This window comes from Aquimarina sp. EL_43 (assembly GCF_943422735.1).
GTDB classification, from domain to species: Bacteria; Bacteroidota; Bacteroidia; order Flavobacteriales; family Flavobacteriaceae; genus Aquimarina; species Aquimarina megaterium.
In genome coordinates this window covers 2,135,641-2,151,304 of sequence record NZ_CALSBR010000001.1, presented here as the reverse complement: position 1 = coordinate 2,151,304, position 15,664 = coordinate 2,135,641, and the positions used below count along the sequence as shown (strand labels likewise).

Here is a 15,664-nt window from a genome sequence, read left to right as displayed (position 1 = left end):
CTATGTGCGAAACTAATCACTCCAAGAATATAAAAAAAGACGGATCTTGTAATACCGAAGATCATATAAAATGGAACAGAAGATCTTTCCTTCAGGCATTAGGTCTGGTAGGTGGAGGATCTATGATGCTAGGGAACACACCTCTTTCGGTTTCTCGACCTTCTCCATTGTCAATAGCCCTTAGTCAGGCACCAAATGAAAATATACTAATCCTTGTTAGATTACAAGGAGGTAATGATGGTTTTAATACTATCATCCCTGTTTATGATTATGATATTTATGCCAATGCCAGGCCTCTTATAAAAATCCCTCCAAGTGAATTTATTACACTTGATGATGATTATGCCATGCCAAAACCAATGAATAAGCTAGAAAGTGTTTGGGGTGATGGTCAGATGAGAGTTGTTCATGGTGTAGGATACGAAGATTCATCTTTATCTCATTTTAGAGGTTCTGATATCTATGCCAATACTAATTTAGAAGAAGAAGACAGAACCGGTTTTATGGGAAGATATTTTCAAGAAATTTACCCTGATTATATTTTTAATCCACCCGCTAGTCCTCCTTCTATACAGATAGGCAGTATAGGGAACTTAATTTTTAAAGGACCAGAGAATGACTTCTCTTTTGCCGTTTCTGATCCCAGAAGGTTATTGCAAATTGCAGAAAATGGTACTTCCTATAGCTTAGATGGTCTGGGCGAATGTACGTATGACGATAGAGTACGACATCTTAGAGAAGTTACGAATACTACATTTACCTATGCCGATGTAATTAGTTCTGCTTATGAAAGATCTACCGATTTTGGAGGATATCTTGATGATAGTCTGGGTAGACAATTAAGTATAATTGCTAGATTAATCAAAGGAAACCTGGGAACCAAAGTATATTTAGTGACTTTAGGAGGGTTCGATACTCATAACAATCAAATACAAAGACACCAGGAGCTTCTTAATTCATTTTCTGAAGCCGTGAGTAACTTCTATAAAGATCTTACCGCAGCAGGATGGGACGACAAAGTACTTACTATGACTATGTCTGAATTTGGTAGACGATTTAGAGAAAATGGATCTCTGGGAACAGATCATGGTACTGCTGCACCAACCATGTTTTTTGGCTCTGCTCTTAATGGAAGTGGCTTTGCCGGAGAACATCCGGATTTATCGAACTTAACTCGTGGAGGTAATGTATTTAATACTACCGATTTTAGACAAGTGTATGCCACGGTAATGAAAGATTGGTTATGTATTGATGAAAATACTGTAGGAAGAGTCCTTCTGGGTAGTTCTTTTGAATCCTTAGATTTAGGATTCAATTGCTCTGGTATTAATCCTAATATCCCTATCGATGGAGAAGGAATTACTCACATCGTTACCTATAGTGACAGTCAAACCTATATAAATATTGCAAATCCCGAAACCACCCATGTAGATATTGCACTTTATAACGTGGTAGGACAAAAAGTAGCTACCTTAAGAAATGAGGTGTTAACAGAAGGAGAACATGTTATCGATGTAAAACAATCTGCAAATACAAGGCTAAGTACTGGTCCTTATGTATATCAGATTCAGACCAATAATGGCAATTATAGTAAATCAATTTTGATTTCATAAAATAGATGAATACAATCCCTGCATTCGTTCAAAATAATTGGATGATGCAGGGTTACATTTTGCAAGTGTTTTTATTACCTTTGTGCCTTATTTTTTAGCATTATGAGCACGACGGGAAGATATACAATTACAGCAGCTTTACCATATACCAACGGTCCTATTCACATAGGTCATCTGGCAGGAGTTTATATCCCAGCAGATATTTACTCGCGTTTCCTTAGAATGACCGGCAATGATGTTGCTTTTATTTGTGGTAGTGATGAGCACGGTGCTGCTATCCCTATGCGTGCAAGAAAAGAAGGGGTTTCTCCGCAAGTAATTATTGATAAGTATCATACCATTATAAAAAAGTCTTTTGAAGATTTTGGAATTTCATTTAATAATTACTCCAGAACCTCTGCTCCTATTCACCATGAAACCGCTTCAGAGTTTTTTAAGAAACTATACGATGATGGTAAATTTATAGAAGAAACATCAGAACAGCTATACGATCCAGAGGTCGATCAATTTCTGGCAGATCGATTTGTAGTCGGTACTTGCCCTAAGTGCGGTCACGAAGAGGCGTATGGTGATCAATGCGAAAATTGTGGTAGCTCTCTTAATGCAACAGATCTTATCAATCCTAAATCAACAATTTCTGGTGCAGAGCCTATTCTAAAACAAACCAAACATTGGTTTTTACCTCTAGATCAATATGAGGGTTTTCTAAGAGAATGGGTTCTCGACGGGCATAAAAAAGATTGGAAAACCAATGTATATGGCCAAATCAAATCCTGGGTAGATGATGGATTACGCCCTCGTGCAGTAACACGTGATTTGGATTGGGGAATTCCGGTTCCGGTAGCTGGTGCAGAAGGAAAAGTATTGTATGTTTGGTTTGATGCTCCTATAGGATATATCTCTTCTACCAAAGAATGGGCATCACGAGAAGGAAAAGACTGGGAACCTTATTGGAAAGATAAAAGCACAAAATTAGTTCACTTTATAGGAAAAGATAACATTGTTTTTCACTGTATTATTTTCCCAAGTATGCTCAAAGCGGAAGGAAGTTACATCCTACCCGAAAACGTACCTGCAAATGAGTTTTTAAATCTTGAAGGCAATAAACTCTCTACATCAAAAAACTGGGCAGTCTGGTTACATGAATATCTTGAAGAATTTCCTGATCAACAGGATGTATTGCGATATGCATTAACTGCCAATGCTCCTGAAACTAAAGACAATGACTTTACCTGGAAAGATTTTCAGGCACGAAATAACAATGAATTGGTTGCCATATTCGGAAACTTTATTAATAGAGTAGTTGTATTAACCAATAAATATTACGGTGGTGTAGTACCTGCTCCAAATGCTTTTTCTGAAGTTGATGAGCAAACCTTAGCAGAGCTTAAAGCCTATCCTTCGGTTATCGCAAGTTCTATAGAACGATATCGATTTAGAGAAGCAAGCCAGGAACTATTAAATGTTGCTCGATTAGGGAATAAATATCTGGCAGATGAAGAGCCCTGGAAATTGATTAAAACAGACGAAGAGCGTACGAAAACTATAATGTATGTTGCATTGCAAATTGCTTCTGCATTAGCAACATTATCAGAACCATTTCTACCATTCACTTCAGGAAAATTAAAATCAATTCTCAGTTTTTCGAAACTCGATCAGCAATCCAAATGGAATGAAATTGTAACAAAAGAGGTACTTCTTCCGGCAGGACATCAAATTGAGAAAGGAGAATTGCTGTTTTCTAAAATCGAAGATGCCGAAATCCAAAAACAACTAGACAAATTGGAAGCAACTAAAAAAGCTAACGAAGCCGAAAATAAAGTGGTAGAACCACAAAAAGACACAGCAACTTTTGATGATTTTACCAAATTAGATATTCGCGTTGGGACTATCATCGAAGCCGAGAAGATGCCCAAAGCCAAAAAGCTTTTGGTACTTAAAGTAGATACAGGAATCAACACCAGAACGATCGTTTCAGGTATTGCGGAGCACTTTTCTCCAGAAGAAATCGTGGGTAAGAAAGTAACTGTATTGGTTAACCTTGCCCCAAGAAAATTGCGTGGGGTAGAAAGCGAAGGAATGATCTTAATGACCGAAACACCTGAGGGAAAACTCGTATTCTTAAATCCTGACGAGGATGGAGTAAACCCCGGGGCAGTTATTAGTTAAGTTATATGCTCAAAATAGCATATCACCCGATCTATACGCATCCTTTGCCAGAAAAGCATCGGTTTCCGATGGTTAAATACGAGTTATTGTCTAAACAATTACTTTATGAAGGGACTTGTAAAGAAGAGAACTTCTTTGAACCCAAAATTCTGGATCCACAACTTATTCTGGCGGTTCATACAAAAGATTATTATACAAGTCTTATCGAATTATCATTAGCCCCGAAAGCAGCCAGAAAAATTGGTTTTCCGCTATCCAAAGAGCTTATCAATCGTGAGGTAATTATTGCTGATGGTACTATCAAAGCTTCACAATATGCTATGCAACATGGTATCGCCATGAATATAGCTGGTGGCACTCATCATGCGTATACAGATCGTGGGGAAGCATTTTGCCTATTAAATGATCAGGCAATTGGGGCCAGATATCTTTTGCAACATGGTTTAGCAAAAAAAATACTGATCATAGATCTCGATGTACACCAAGGTAATGGAACTGCAGAAATATTCGAAAACGATGAGACCGTATTTACTTTCTCGATGCATGGGGCGAACAATTATCCTTTCAAAAAAGAAAAATCAGATCTGGATATCGAACTTCTTAATCAAACTGAAGATCAGGAATACCTAAGAATCCTAAAAGAAATGCTCCCCCAACTCATTAAAGATCAGAAACCAGATTTTATCTACTATTTAAGTGGTGTAGATATCTTATCTACCGATAAATTAGGAAAATTAGGATGCTCACTGGTTGGTTGTGCAGAACGAGATCGATTTGTGCTTCAGATCTGTAAAGATCTCGATATCCCGATTATGTGTTCTATGGGTGGCGGTTATTCTCCAGATATCAAGACCATAATAGAAGCACATGCCAACACTTACAGATTAGCGCAAGATATTTTCTTTTGATATTTAGTATTAGTCATTTGTAAACGGATATTTATCGTATCTTCATATCAAATTATATTCTGATGCAAAAAGAATGCCCAGTATGTGGTGATAAAATCGTTGGTCGAGCAGATAAAAAGTTCTGTGGTGATTACTGTCGTAATGCATATAATAATCAACTCAATAAGGACAGTAAAAATCTGATCCGTAATATCAATAATCTATTGCGTAAAAACTATCGCATTCTCGAAGAATTAAATCCAAGGGATAAAACTAAAACTACTAAGACAAAACTGATGGCCAAGGGATTTGATTTTCAGCATTTCACTAGTATCTATGTTACCAAAACCGGAAACACCTATTATTTTGTGTATGATCAAGGATATCTTCCGTTAGAAAATGATTTTTATGCAATTGTAAAAAGAAATTAAATTAACCCTATTCTCTGACCAAAATAGGTTCTAATCATAAGAAAATGGCAAAAATATTAACAGAGATAAGTTCAGAATTAAAAGATTTTATAGCAAAACAAAAAGTCTTCTTTGTAGGAACAGCAGCAAATGAAGGACGGGTTAATATTTCTCCTAAAGGAATGGATACATTTCGGGTTATTGGACCAAACAAAATTGTATGGTTAAATCTTACAGGAAGTGGAAACGAAACTGCTGCCCATGTCATAAAAAATAATAGAATGACTATTCTATTCTGTGCTTTTGAAGGGAAACCTCTAATCTTAAGGCTTTACGGAACTGCTAGCATATCTCATAAACAAGATGAAACATATTATAATTATATTCATTTATTCCCTAAGATTATAGGTTCAAGACAAATTATTGAAATGCAGGTAGATATGGTACAAACTTCTTGTGGATATGCTGTTCCGTTTATGGATTTTAAAGAAGAAAGAACACAATTAAAATCTTGGTCCGAAAAACAAGGAGAGGAGCGACTAGAGAATTATCGAAAAGAAAAGAATGCTGTTAGTATTGATGGTTTCGAAACTAGAATAACGGGATCTGATAATAAATAAAGGTTACTAAATCCGTTATTCTTAGCTTCTATTATTGCTTGGTTATCGGTTTCTCCAATTTTGGCTATTCATTTTTAATGCTGCTTTCATTACATCTTTCTGGCTAATTTGCCCAACTAACTTACCATCTTCCAAAATGGGAAAACGTCTTCTTTTGGTCTGTAAAAACTTGTTGGCTGCATCAAAAATATTGAGATTACCATCTATTGTTTCTACGTCTTTAGCCATAAATTTTTCTACTCTGGCATCTTCAATAGGCATATTATAATAACGGCTTTCATTTAATTGTTTAATGCAATCGCCTTCAGAAATAATACCTAATAATTGATTGTTATCATCAACCACAGGCCCTCCTGATATTTTATGCTTTACTAATGTCTCGATAACCTCCATAACCGATTGATCAGGATTAAATGTAATCAAATCTCTTGTCATATAATCAGAGACTTTTATTAGTGTCTCATCCTGCTTCTTCGTCTTAGAGCGAGCTCCTTGAAAACTGATTATTCCCATAATATCTAGTGATTTAGTGAATCTTAAATATAGTGATTTACAACAACTTAATCAAGTTAGACTTTCATTTTAATGTAATTAAAATCTAATTTTCATACCTTTAACTGTATCATTTTTTAACTATTGAATGAAATCATCAAATATCATTTCGGAAGGTATATTTTTAATAATTGTAGCTTATTTCTTACCTTTAGCCTAAACCAATATTCACACATGCGAAAGTTTCCCTCTTTACTTACGTTGCTCCTCATTTTTATTTCATTAGTTTACACATTTTACAGCAGTAGGCCACAAAAAATAACAGATCTCAAGACCTCTAAACAGGAATTCTCTACACTTCGTGCTTTAGAACATGTAAAAAATATCTCTAAACAATCACACTATTTGGGTAGTTCGGCACATGAAGAAACAAAAACATACATTCTGAATGAATTAAAAAAACTAGGGTTACAACCCGAAATTCAAGAGGGCATTTCTGTTTCTAACGGCGGAGCAATAAGCAGACCCAAAAATATCATCGCAAAGATTAAGGGTAGTAATTCTACAAAGTCGCTGGTACTTATGTCTCATTATGATAGTTCGCCGCATTCTTCATACGGAGCTAGTGATGCCGGTAGTGGTGTTGCAACTATCCTAGAAGGAATCAGAGCATATTTGGCGACAAATAAGGTTCCTAAAAATGATATTATCATTTGTATTACCGATGGAGAAGAACTTGGGCTTATTGGAGCAGATCTTTTTGTAAAAAAACATCCCTGGGCCAAAAATGTCGGACTTGCTCTTAATTTTGAAGCCAGAGGAAGCGGTGGAAATTCTTATATGCTTATAGAAACTAATGCTAAGAATGGAAAGATGATTGATGAATTCTCTAAAGCTGGTGTAAAATATCCTGTTACTAATTCTCTTGCATATAGTATTTACAAAATGCTGCCCAACGATACCGATCTTACGGTTTTAAGAAAACAAGGAGATATCGAAGGCTTCAATTTTGCGTTTATAGATGATCATTTTGATTACCATACTGCCAATGACACATGGCAAAATCTAGATCTAAGCACATTACAACATCAAGGAAGCTACTTAATGCCTTTACTCTCTTATTTTTCTGAGGTCGACCTAAGTGTGCTTAAGTCTGATCGAGACTACATTTATTTTAATGCTCCGATCTTTAATCTTGTTAAATACCCTTTTAGTTGGATATATGCTTTATTAATTATTGCAATTATTTTATTTATAGTACTAATTTTTTACGGAAAATTTGCATATCGAATAGATTTCAAAGAAGCTTTAATAGGATTAGGTGCTTTTCTTTTATGCCTGATATTTGCAGGAGGATTAACTTTTGGTGGATGGCAACTGATTAAGATCATCTATCCTCATTATAATGAAATTCAACATGGGTTTACGTATAATGGTTATCAATATATCACCGTTTTTGTATTATTATCAATTGCTATTTGTTTTAAAGTATATGCCAAACTTAGTAAAAGTAAAAATCAAGCCAGTTTACTTATAGGGCCATTGTTTATTTGGTTGGTTATTTGTACCATGGCGGCTTTATATCTTAAAGGGGCCAGTTATTTTATAATTATTGTATTATTTGGATTGATATCATTAGTTGTTCTTATTCGTCAAAAAAGACCTAATTCAGTATTAATGGTTGTTTTGGCGTTACCTGCTATCTTTATTATATCTCCTTTTATTGCGGCTTTTCCTGTAGCTTTGGGTTTAAAAATCCTTTTTGTTTCTTCTGTGTTATCGGTTCTATTATTTGGTATTTTAATCCCTATTTTTGGGTTTTATCAAAGAAAAAATTTATTTGGGAATTTATGCCTCCTCCTAAGTTTAGTCTTCTTTATTGCTGCTCATATAAAATCAGATTTTACAGAAAAAAGGCAAAAACCTAATAGTCTTGTCTACATCTTAGATGCTGATCAAAACAAGGCTGTGTGGGCTTCTTATGATAATATTCTTGATTCTTGGACACAAAATTATATTAACCCAGAAGAAAATATTGCCGAAACTTATAATGTAAACACGCTACAAAGTAAATATCGAAGATCTTTTGCTTATGCCAATCAAGCTCCTATCAAAAGCATAAGACAACCAAAATTAGACATTAGTAAAGATACTATAATCGGAAACCTGAGACATCTGGAGTTATGTATTGCTCCCCAACGAGATATCGAAAGGATTGATTTATATACCGAAACCCTGTTTAATTTTAACGCTTTACGAGTTAATGGTGAAACCGCAATAGATTTTGATTACTCCAATGGCAAAACCTACAATGCATTTACAAAAAGGTGGAGTCAAAATCTGCTTACTTATTATGTAAGTAAAAATCAACCGTTAGAATTACAAATGCAGTTTCATAAGGACTCACTACCAAAATTTGTTTTATATGAATCTTCATACGATTTGCTTACCAATGAACATTTCTCAATCCCACCGAGAAATAAAAATATGATGCCTAAACCATTTATAATAAATGATGCTGTAGTTATCAAAAAAGGTTTTGCAATAGAAGAATATCAAGAGAAAAAAATTGATACAACACTCACACTGGATAACACACCTATCCAAGCCCAAGAAATAAATGAATAAACACCATACTCAAAAATATGATTTTGGTGAGCATATCGCTATTTTTTGACAATTTAAAAGAATTAGTCTTATTTCATAAAGAAACTGGCTTAAATCCAACTTTAAATGCTTAAAAACGGCCAATTGAGATCAATAATTACTATGAAATAGCTTATTATCAATATTTTAAAAAAATTATGTGCTAAAAAAACCGAAGCGTATACTACTTCGGTTTCTATTTTATAATCGTAAAGAAAATAACTATCCTTTCATACTTGCTTTTAAATATTCACGGTTCATACGTGCTATATTTTCTAATGATATTCCTTTAGGACACTCAATTTCACAGGCACCTGTATTAGTACAGTTACCAAATCCTTCTTCATCCATTTGGTTTACCATTGCCAGTACACGTTCTGTAGCTTCTACCTGACCTTGTGGTAGCAACGCAAATTGCGAAACTTTAGCCGAAGTAAATAACATTGCCGAAGCATTTTTACAAGCTGCTACGCAAGCACCACAACCAATACAGGTTGCTGCATCCATAGCCTCATCTGCATCTTCTTTACGAATAGGGATAGCATTTGCATCTTGTGTATTTCCTGAAGTATTAACAGAAATATATCCTCCTGCCTGCTGTATACGCTCAAAAGAAGAACGATCTACCATTAAATCCTTTACTACCGGAAATGCTTTAGCTCTAAATGGTTCTATATAGATCGTATCTCCATCATTAAACTTACGCATATGTAATTGACAGGTAGTTATCAAACGGTCTGGCCCATGAGGTTCTCCATTGATCTGTAATGAACAAGCACCGCAGATTCCTTCTCTACAATCGTGATCAAAAACTACAGGTTCTTCTCCTTTATTGATCAAGTCTTCATTTAACACGTCTAACATTTCTAAAAAAGACATGTCCCCTTCTATTCCAGAAATTTTATAGTCTACTAACTTTCCTTTGGAATTAGCATCACTTTGACGCCATATTTTTAATGTAAGATTCATAGCTTTTTATTTATAAGAACGTGTTTTTAATTCAATATTTTCGAAGACCAAGTCTTCTTTATGGAGTTGTGCATCTTTAGGTTCTCCTTTGTACTCCCACGCTGCTACATACTTAAAGTTTTTATCATCTCTAAGAGCTTCTCCTTTTTGTTCTCCAGATTGCTCTACAGATTCTTCTCTAAAATGTCCTCCACAAGATTCATTTCGATTTAATGCATCTTTGGCAAATAATTCTCCTAATTCTAAGAAATCAGCTACTCTTCCTGCTTTTTCCAGTTCTGGATTCATACTATTGATTGTTCCAGGAACTTTTACATTTTTCCAAAAGTCCTCACGTAATACTGCGATTTCTTCGATAGCTTCTTTCAGTTCTTTCTCATTACGAGACATTCCACATTTGTTCCACATGATTTTACCTAATTTCTTATGGTAATAATCTACAGAATGCTCTCCTGATCCAGCCATTAACTTCTCAATACGATCTTTCACTTCTTTTTCGGCTTGATCAAACTCTGGCGTATCTGTTGGGATTTTTCCTGTTCGAATATCCTGAGATAAATAATCTCCTATCGTATATGGTAATACAAAATATCCGTCTGCTAGTCCTTGCATCAATGCTGATGCACCAAGGCGGTTTGCACCGTGATCAGAGAAATTGGCTTCTCCTGCAGCATAGCATCCTGGTATGGTGGTTTGTAAGTTATAATCAACCCAAAGACCTCCCATCGTATAATGTACTGCAGGGTAGATCATCATCGGAGATTTATATGGATTTTCATCTACAATCTTTTCATACATCTGAAATAGATTTCCATATTTACTTTCGATAACTTCCTCTCCCATCTTCGTAATTTCTTCCTTAGAAGGGTTATGTATACCCGAGGTCAATGCTTTTTCTTTTCCGTATCGTTGGATTGCTGATGCGAAATCAAGATATACAGCTTCTCCTGTTTTATTCACTCCAAAACCGGCATCACAACGTTCTTTTGCTGCTCTCGAAGCTACATCACGTGGCACCAGGTTACCAAAAGCTGGATAACGACGTTCTAGATAGTAATCTCTTTCTTCTTCTGACAACTGTGTTGGTTTTAATTTACCTTCACGTATTGCTTCTACATCTTCCTTTCTTTTTGGCACCCATATACGTCCGTCGTTACGTAGTGACTCAGACATCAACGTTAATTTAGACTGATGGTCTCCTGATACAGGTATACAAGTTGGATGAATCTGGGTATAACAAGGGTTTGCAAAGAAAGCTCCTCTACGATGTGCTCTCCATGCTGCCATAACATTACTTCCCATTGCATTGGTACTTAAGAAGAATACATTTCCGTATCCTCCACTAGCCAATACTACAGCATGAGCCGAATGACGTTCTATTTCTCCGGTAACCAGATTACGAGCTATAATTCCACGAGCTTTTCCATCAATCTTCACTAAATCTAACATTTCGTGACGGTTAAAAGCTTGTATTTTTCCTCTATTGATTTGACGATTCATTGCAGAATATGCACCAAGAAGTAATTGCTGCCCTGTTTGTCCCTTGGCATAAAATGTTCTGGATACTAATACTCCTCCAAAAGAACGATTATCTAGCAATCCACCATACTCACGTGCAAAAGGAACTCCCTGTGCCACACACTGATCGATAATATTTCCTGAAACTTCGGCCAATCGATATACATTAGCCTCTCTAGAACGATAATCTCCTCCTTTTACAGTATCATAAAACAATCGGTAATCAGAATCACCGTCACCCTGATAGTTTTTTGCTGCATTAATTCCTCCTTGTGCTGCAATCGAATGTGCACGACGAGGAGAATCCTGATAACAGAATGTTTTTACATTATATCCGAGCTCGGCCAATGTAGCAGCCGCACTTCCTCCTGCTAATCCTGTACCAACAACGATAACATCTATATTTCGTTTATTCGCAGGGTTAACCAGGTTAATTTTATTTTTATAATTTGTCCACTTATCTGCCAGTGGACCTTCAGGTATTTTAGAATCTAAAATTGACATACTAGTGGTGTTTTTAATGAGTAAAATGAAGCACTATAGCAATAATAATAAATCCTACAGGAATTACTATTGCAAAAGCCTTTGCAAACTTGGTTGCCGCTATCGAGTATTTATTATTAAACCCAACAGATTGAAACGAAGATGCAAATCCATGCCATAAGTGCAATGCTAAAAACACAAATGAAAGCGCATATAACCCAGTACGAATCGGACTTTCAAATTTATGTAGCAATTCTGAATAATATCGTGTAGGATCCTCTGGAGCAAACTCTACATATTTATGTACTATTTCTGGTACCCAAAAATCATAGAAATGTAATCCTAAAAATGCAAGAATCACTAATCCAGAATAAATCATATTTCTAGACATCCAAGAAGCGTTAGCTCCTCCATTATATTTTGCATACTTAATCGCTCTGGCATTTTTGTTTTTGATTTCTAATACAAACCCCATCACAAAATGAAACACTACTCCAAAAATTAAAACAGGTTGCAATACAAATTGAACTAACGGATTTGTACCCATAAAATGAGATAGCTCATTAAACGTATCTGCACTGAAAATTGAAGTAAAATTGATAGTAAAGTGTTGTAATAAGAAAAAAACTAAGAAAAGTCCTGAAAGCGCCATCGCAACTTTTCTAGCTATTGAAGATTTTATCAATCCACCCATTATTTAAAATGTTTAATTAGTTGTGAAGCAAAAATAGGGTTCAATGCTTTTTTAGCCAAGCTTTACCTTGGGTTTATTTCGCTATTTATAATGAATATAAAAAAGAAAGAGGCTTTGTTTATAGCTAAGCACTAAAACGTTTGAAATATAGAATTAACTTTAAACAAAAAACAATACTTTTTTTTACAATTATGCTAATTTTACCTTATGCAAAATATCAATTCCAAACTTCCAGAGGTTTCCACTACTATATTCACGGTGATGAGTCAATTAGCTCATAAACATGAAGCATTAAATCTGTCTCAGGGCTTCCCCAATTTTGAAGCAAGTCCAAAACTAATTGATTTGGTAACTCAAGCCATGCAAAATGGATATAACCAATATGCACCAATGCCTGGATTGCTCTCTTTAAGAGAAGTTATTACTGAAAAAACTAACTCGCTATATGGCAGTAATTACCATCCCGAAACCGAGATTACTATAACTTCTGGTGCTACACAGGCTATTTTTACTATTATTTCGGCTTTTATACATCCTGGAGATGAAGTGATTATATTTAAACCTGCCTATGATTCATATGAGCCATCAATCAAATTATTTGGCGGAACGATCGTTCCGATTCAATTAACTGCTCCTAATTTTAGCGTTGATTGGCAAGAAGTGGCATCTAAAACCACTTCTAAAACCAAAATGGTTATTATAAACACACCTCATAATCCCAGTGGTAGTGTTTTATCTAAAGAAGATATGCTTCAGTTAGAAAAACTAATAAGGAACACAGATATTATTTTATTAAGTGATGAAGTATATGAACACATCATTTTTGATGACCAGACACATCAAAGCGCTGCATTATTTCCTGGACTAGCCGAACGTGCTTTTATTACTGCTTCTTTCGGAAAGACATTTCATACTACCGGTTGGAAAATGGGGTATTGCCTGGCTCCAAAAGAATTAATGACAGAATTTAGAAAAGTACATCAATTTAATGTCTTTTCTAGTAGTCATCCTATGCAATATGCCTTGGCCAAATATTTAAAAGTTCCAGAGCATTATCTTTCCCTTCCGGACTTTTATCAGCAAAAACGAGATTTTTTCCTATCTATGATTACCGATTCTCGTTTTAAGTTTATTCCTGCATCCGGGACATATTTTCAGGTATTAGATTATTCTGCTATTACTGATGAAAGTGATATCGCTTTCGCTGAAAGGTTAACCAAAGAATATAAAATTGCATCTATCCCGGTATCTGTTTTTAACTTAAATCAGAAAGATGATAACGTACTACGTTTTTGCTTTGCTAAAACTGAAGAAACGTTAAAACGAGCAGCAGAGATTTTGTGTAAAATTTGATCTAAAATCATATCCATTAGAGTAATTCGACCGAAAGAAGAATTGTACTTCGGTAAGCTCAGTAGGACTATGGAGAATAGTGGTTTTTATACTAAATAAAGTTATTTTAATATAGTTTTAAAAATCAAACCGTAACTGAATAATCTCTACCTCTTCTTTTTCTTTTTCCTTTTTTTTCTCCTTACCAGTATTGAGATTAGAGAGCGAAATCCCTAATAACCTCACAGAATTTTTCATTTTGTCTTGGTACAATAACTCTTTTGCAGTTTCTAATAAAATATCGGTATCACTTACAAAATAGGGTAATGTTTTACTGCGGGTCTGTAATGTAAAATCGCTATATCTGATCTTTAGAGTCACTGTTCTACCTGCAACTTTGCTTCGTTTAAGACGTTTTTGAAGTTCTTCTGCAATACTTTCTAACCGCTCGAGCATATAAATTTCTGAAGCTATATTTTCGCTAAAAGTACGTTCTGCTGCCAGGGATTTGCGCTCGCGATTTGGTTTTACCTCGCTTAAATGAATTCCTCTTACAATACGGTAGTAGTGCCCTCCTGATTTACCAAAATGCTGAGTAAGAAATTCTTCTGATTTTAATTTTAAATCTTTTCCTGTATAAATCCCCATTTGATACATTTTAGCCTGGGTGACTTTACCAACTCCATAGAATTTTTTAACATCCAGACTTTCCAGAAATTCGATTACTTCTTCAGGGTTTACGGTTTTTTGTCCGTTAGGTTTATTATAGTCACTTGCTACTTTGGCAATAAACTTATTGATCGATATTCCTGCAGAAGCAGTTAATCCTATCTCATCAAAAATCTGTTTTCTAATTTCCTTAGCAATAAGCGTTGCACTGGGATTGCCTTTTTTATTTTCGGTAACATCCAGATAGGCCTCATCTAGTGATAAAGGCTCTACCATATCTGTATACTCAAAAAATATTTTCCTGATTCGAGAAGAAATTTCTTGATACCGATCGAATCGAGGTCGAACAAAAATCAGGTCTGGGCAAAGTTTCCTCGCTTTAAAACCAGGCATAGCAGATCGTACGCCAAATACACGAGCTTCATAACTGGCCGCACTAACCACGCCTCGTTTTCCTCCTCCGCCAACGGCTAACGGCTTTCCTCTAAGTTCGGAATTATCTAACTGCTCTACCGAAGCATAGAATGCATCCATATCAACATGTATGATTTTTCTATATGTACCCAACTCTTCCACTTTACAAAAATAATAGATATTGATCATTCAAATTATAATATCTTTATCTCTGATTATAAAAACATTTCCACATCCTCTGAAATAATCGAATAATTAATCATGATTGAAATCGAACGTAAATTCCTGGTTACCTCTCAAACATTTAAAAATGAAGTACAAAAAAGTACTCGCATCATACAGGGATTTCTAAATACCGATCCAGTACGAACAGTTCGTATACGAATCAGAGGAGAATATGCCTTTATCACCGTAAAAGGAATTGGTAATACTTCGGGGACTTCACGATTTGAATGGGAAAAAGAAATCGATGTATCAGAAGCAGAGCAATTAATGCTTTTATGTGAAAAAGGAATTATAGAAAAAATACGATATGAAATCCCTCTGGGAAATCACATTTATGAAGTCGATGAATTCTTTGGAGAAAACAAAGATCTCATCATTGCCGAAATTGAATTAGACAATGAAAATGAAACATTCCTAAAACCAGATTGGTTAGGAAAAGAAGTTACAGGTGATAGAAGATATTATAATTCTCAATTAAGTAAAAAGCCGTACAAAACCTGGTAAATCATTTTTTACTTTAAAA

Annotated in this window: 13 protein-coding genes; 8 read left to right on the top strand and 5 right to left on the bottom strand. The window is 35.1% G+C overall.

Annotated elements, in window-relative coordinates:
• Positions 1 to 2: 2 nt before the first annotated feature.
• From NNL09_RS09615 to NNL09_RS09595, 5 genes are all read left to right on the top strand, one after another.
• Complete coding sequence (locus tag NNL09_RS09615; protein ID WP_025665798.1) at positions 3 to 1,613, top strand: DUF1501 domain-containing protein; 1,611 nt, start codon at positions 3 to 5, stop codon at positions 1,611 to 1,613.
• A gap of 102 nt (positions 1,614 to 1,715) precedes the next feature.
• Positions 1,716 to 3,782 (top strand): methionine--tRNA ligase, encoded by a 2,067-nt coding sequence (gene metG, locus NNL09_RS09610; RefSeq protein WP_196911575.1) that lies wholly within the window; start codon positions 1,716 to 1,718, stop codon positions 3,780 to 3,782.
• A gap of 5 nt (positions 3,783 to 3,787) precedes the next feature.
• Complete coding sequence (locus NNL09_RS09605) at positions 3,788 to 4,690, top strand: histone deacetylase (RefSeq protein ID WP_196911574.1); 903 nt, start codon at positions 3,788 to 3,790, stop codon at positions 4,688 to 4,690.
• Between the two features lie 62 nt (positions 4,691 to 4,752).
• Positions 4,753 to 5,100, top strand: coding sequence for a hypothetical protein (locus NNL09_RS09600; RefSeq protein ID WP_025665801.1), 348 nt, complete (start codon positions 4,753 to 4,755; stop codon positions 5,098 to 5,100).
• A 44-nt stretch (positions 5,101 to 5,144) separates the two neighbouring features.
• A complete protein-coding gene (locus NNL09_RS09595) occupies positions 5,145 to 5,699 on the top strand; it encodes a pyridoxamine 5'-phosphate oxidase family protein (RefSeq protein WP_025665802.1) in 555 nt (184 codons plus the stop codon).
• 42 nt (positions 5,700 to 5,741) lie between these two features.
• Here NNL09_RS09595 and NNL09_RS09590 read toward each other — a convergent pair whose 3' ends face one another.
• Positions 5,742 to 6,212, bottom strand: a complete 471-nt coding sequence (locus tag NNL09_RS09590; protein WP_025665803.1) for a CBS domain-containing protein — start codon at positions 6,210 to 6,212, stop codon at positions 5,742 to 5,744.
• Between the two features lie 213 nt (positions 6,213 to 6,425).
• Between NNL09_RS09590 and NNL09_RS09585 the strand changes: the two genes are divergently transcribed.
• Positions 6,426 to 8,819, top strand: coding sequence for a M28 family peptidase (locus NNL09_RS09585; RefSeq protein WP_196911573.1), 2,394 nt, complete (start codon positions 6,426 to 6,428; stop codon positions 8,817 to 8,819).
• A 240-nt stretch (positions 8,820 to 9,059) separates the two neighbouring features.
• On the opposite strand, the gene NNL09_RS09580 is transcribed toward NNL09_RS09585, so the two are convergent.
• The 3 genes from NNL09_RS09580 to NNL09_RS09570 are packed head-to-tail and all read right to left on the bottom strand — an operon-like array spanning position 9,060 to position 12,501.
• Positions 9,060 to 9,806, bottom strand: a complete 747-nt coding sequence (locus NNL09_RS09580) for a succinate dehydrogenase/fumarate reductase iron-sulfur subunit (protein WP_025665805.1) — start codon at positions 9,804 to 9,806, stop codon at positions 9,060 to 9,062.
• 6 nt (positions 9,807 to 9,812) lie between these two features.
• Complete coding sequence (locus tag NNL09_RS09575) at positions 9,813 to 11,828, bottom strand: fumarate reductase/succinate dehydrogenase flavoprotein subunit (protein WP_025665806.1); 2,016 nt, start codon at positions 11,826 to 11,828, stop codon at positions 9,813 to 9,815.
• Between the two features lie 13 nt (positions 11,829 to 11,841).
• A complete protein-coding gene (locus NNL09_RS09570) occupies positions 11,842 to 12,501 on the bottom strand; it encodes a succinate dehydrogenase cytochrome b subunit (protein ID WP_025665807.1) in 660 nt (219 codons plus the stop codon).
• A gap of 207 nt (positions 12,502 to 12,708) precedes the next feature.
• Between NNL09_RS09570 and NNL09_RS09565 the strand changes: the two genes are divergently transcribed.
• Entirely contained in the window at positions 12,709 to 13,854 is a 1,146-nt protein-coding gene (locus tag NNL09_RS09565) for a methionine aminotransferase (protein WP_196911572.1), read from the top strand.
• Between the two features lie 117 nt (positions 13,855 to 13,971).
• Here the strand turns inward: NNL09_RS09565 and dinB are convergent, their stop codons facing one another.
• Positions 13,972 to 15,105 (bottom strand): DNA polymerase IV, encoded by a 1,134-nt coding sequence (dinB, locus tag NNL09_RS09560; RefSeq protein ID WP_196911571.1) that lies wholly within the window; start codon positions 15,103 to 15,105, stop codon positions 13,972 to 13,974.
• Positions 15,106 to 15,177: 72 nt separating this feature from the next.
• Here dinB and NNL09_RS09555 point away from each other — a divergent pair, with 72 nt between their 5' ends.
• Complete coding sequence (locus NNL09_RS09555; RefSeq protein WP_196911570.1) at positions 15,178 to 15,645, top strand: CYTH domain-containing protein; 468 nt, start codon at positions 15,178 to 15,180, stop codon at positions 15,643 to 15,645.
• Positions 15,646 to 15,664 lie beyond the last annotated feature (19 nt).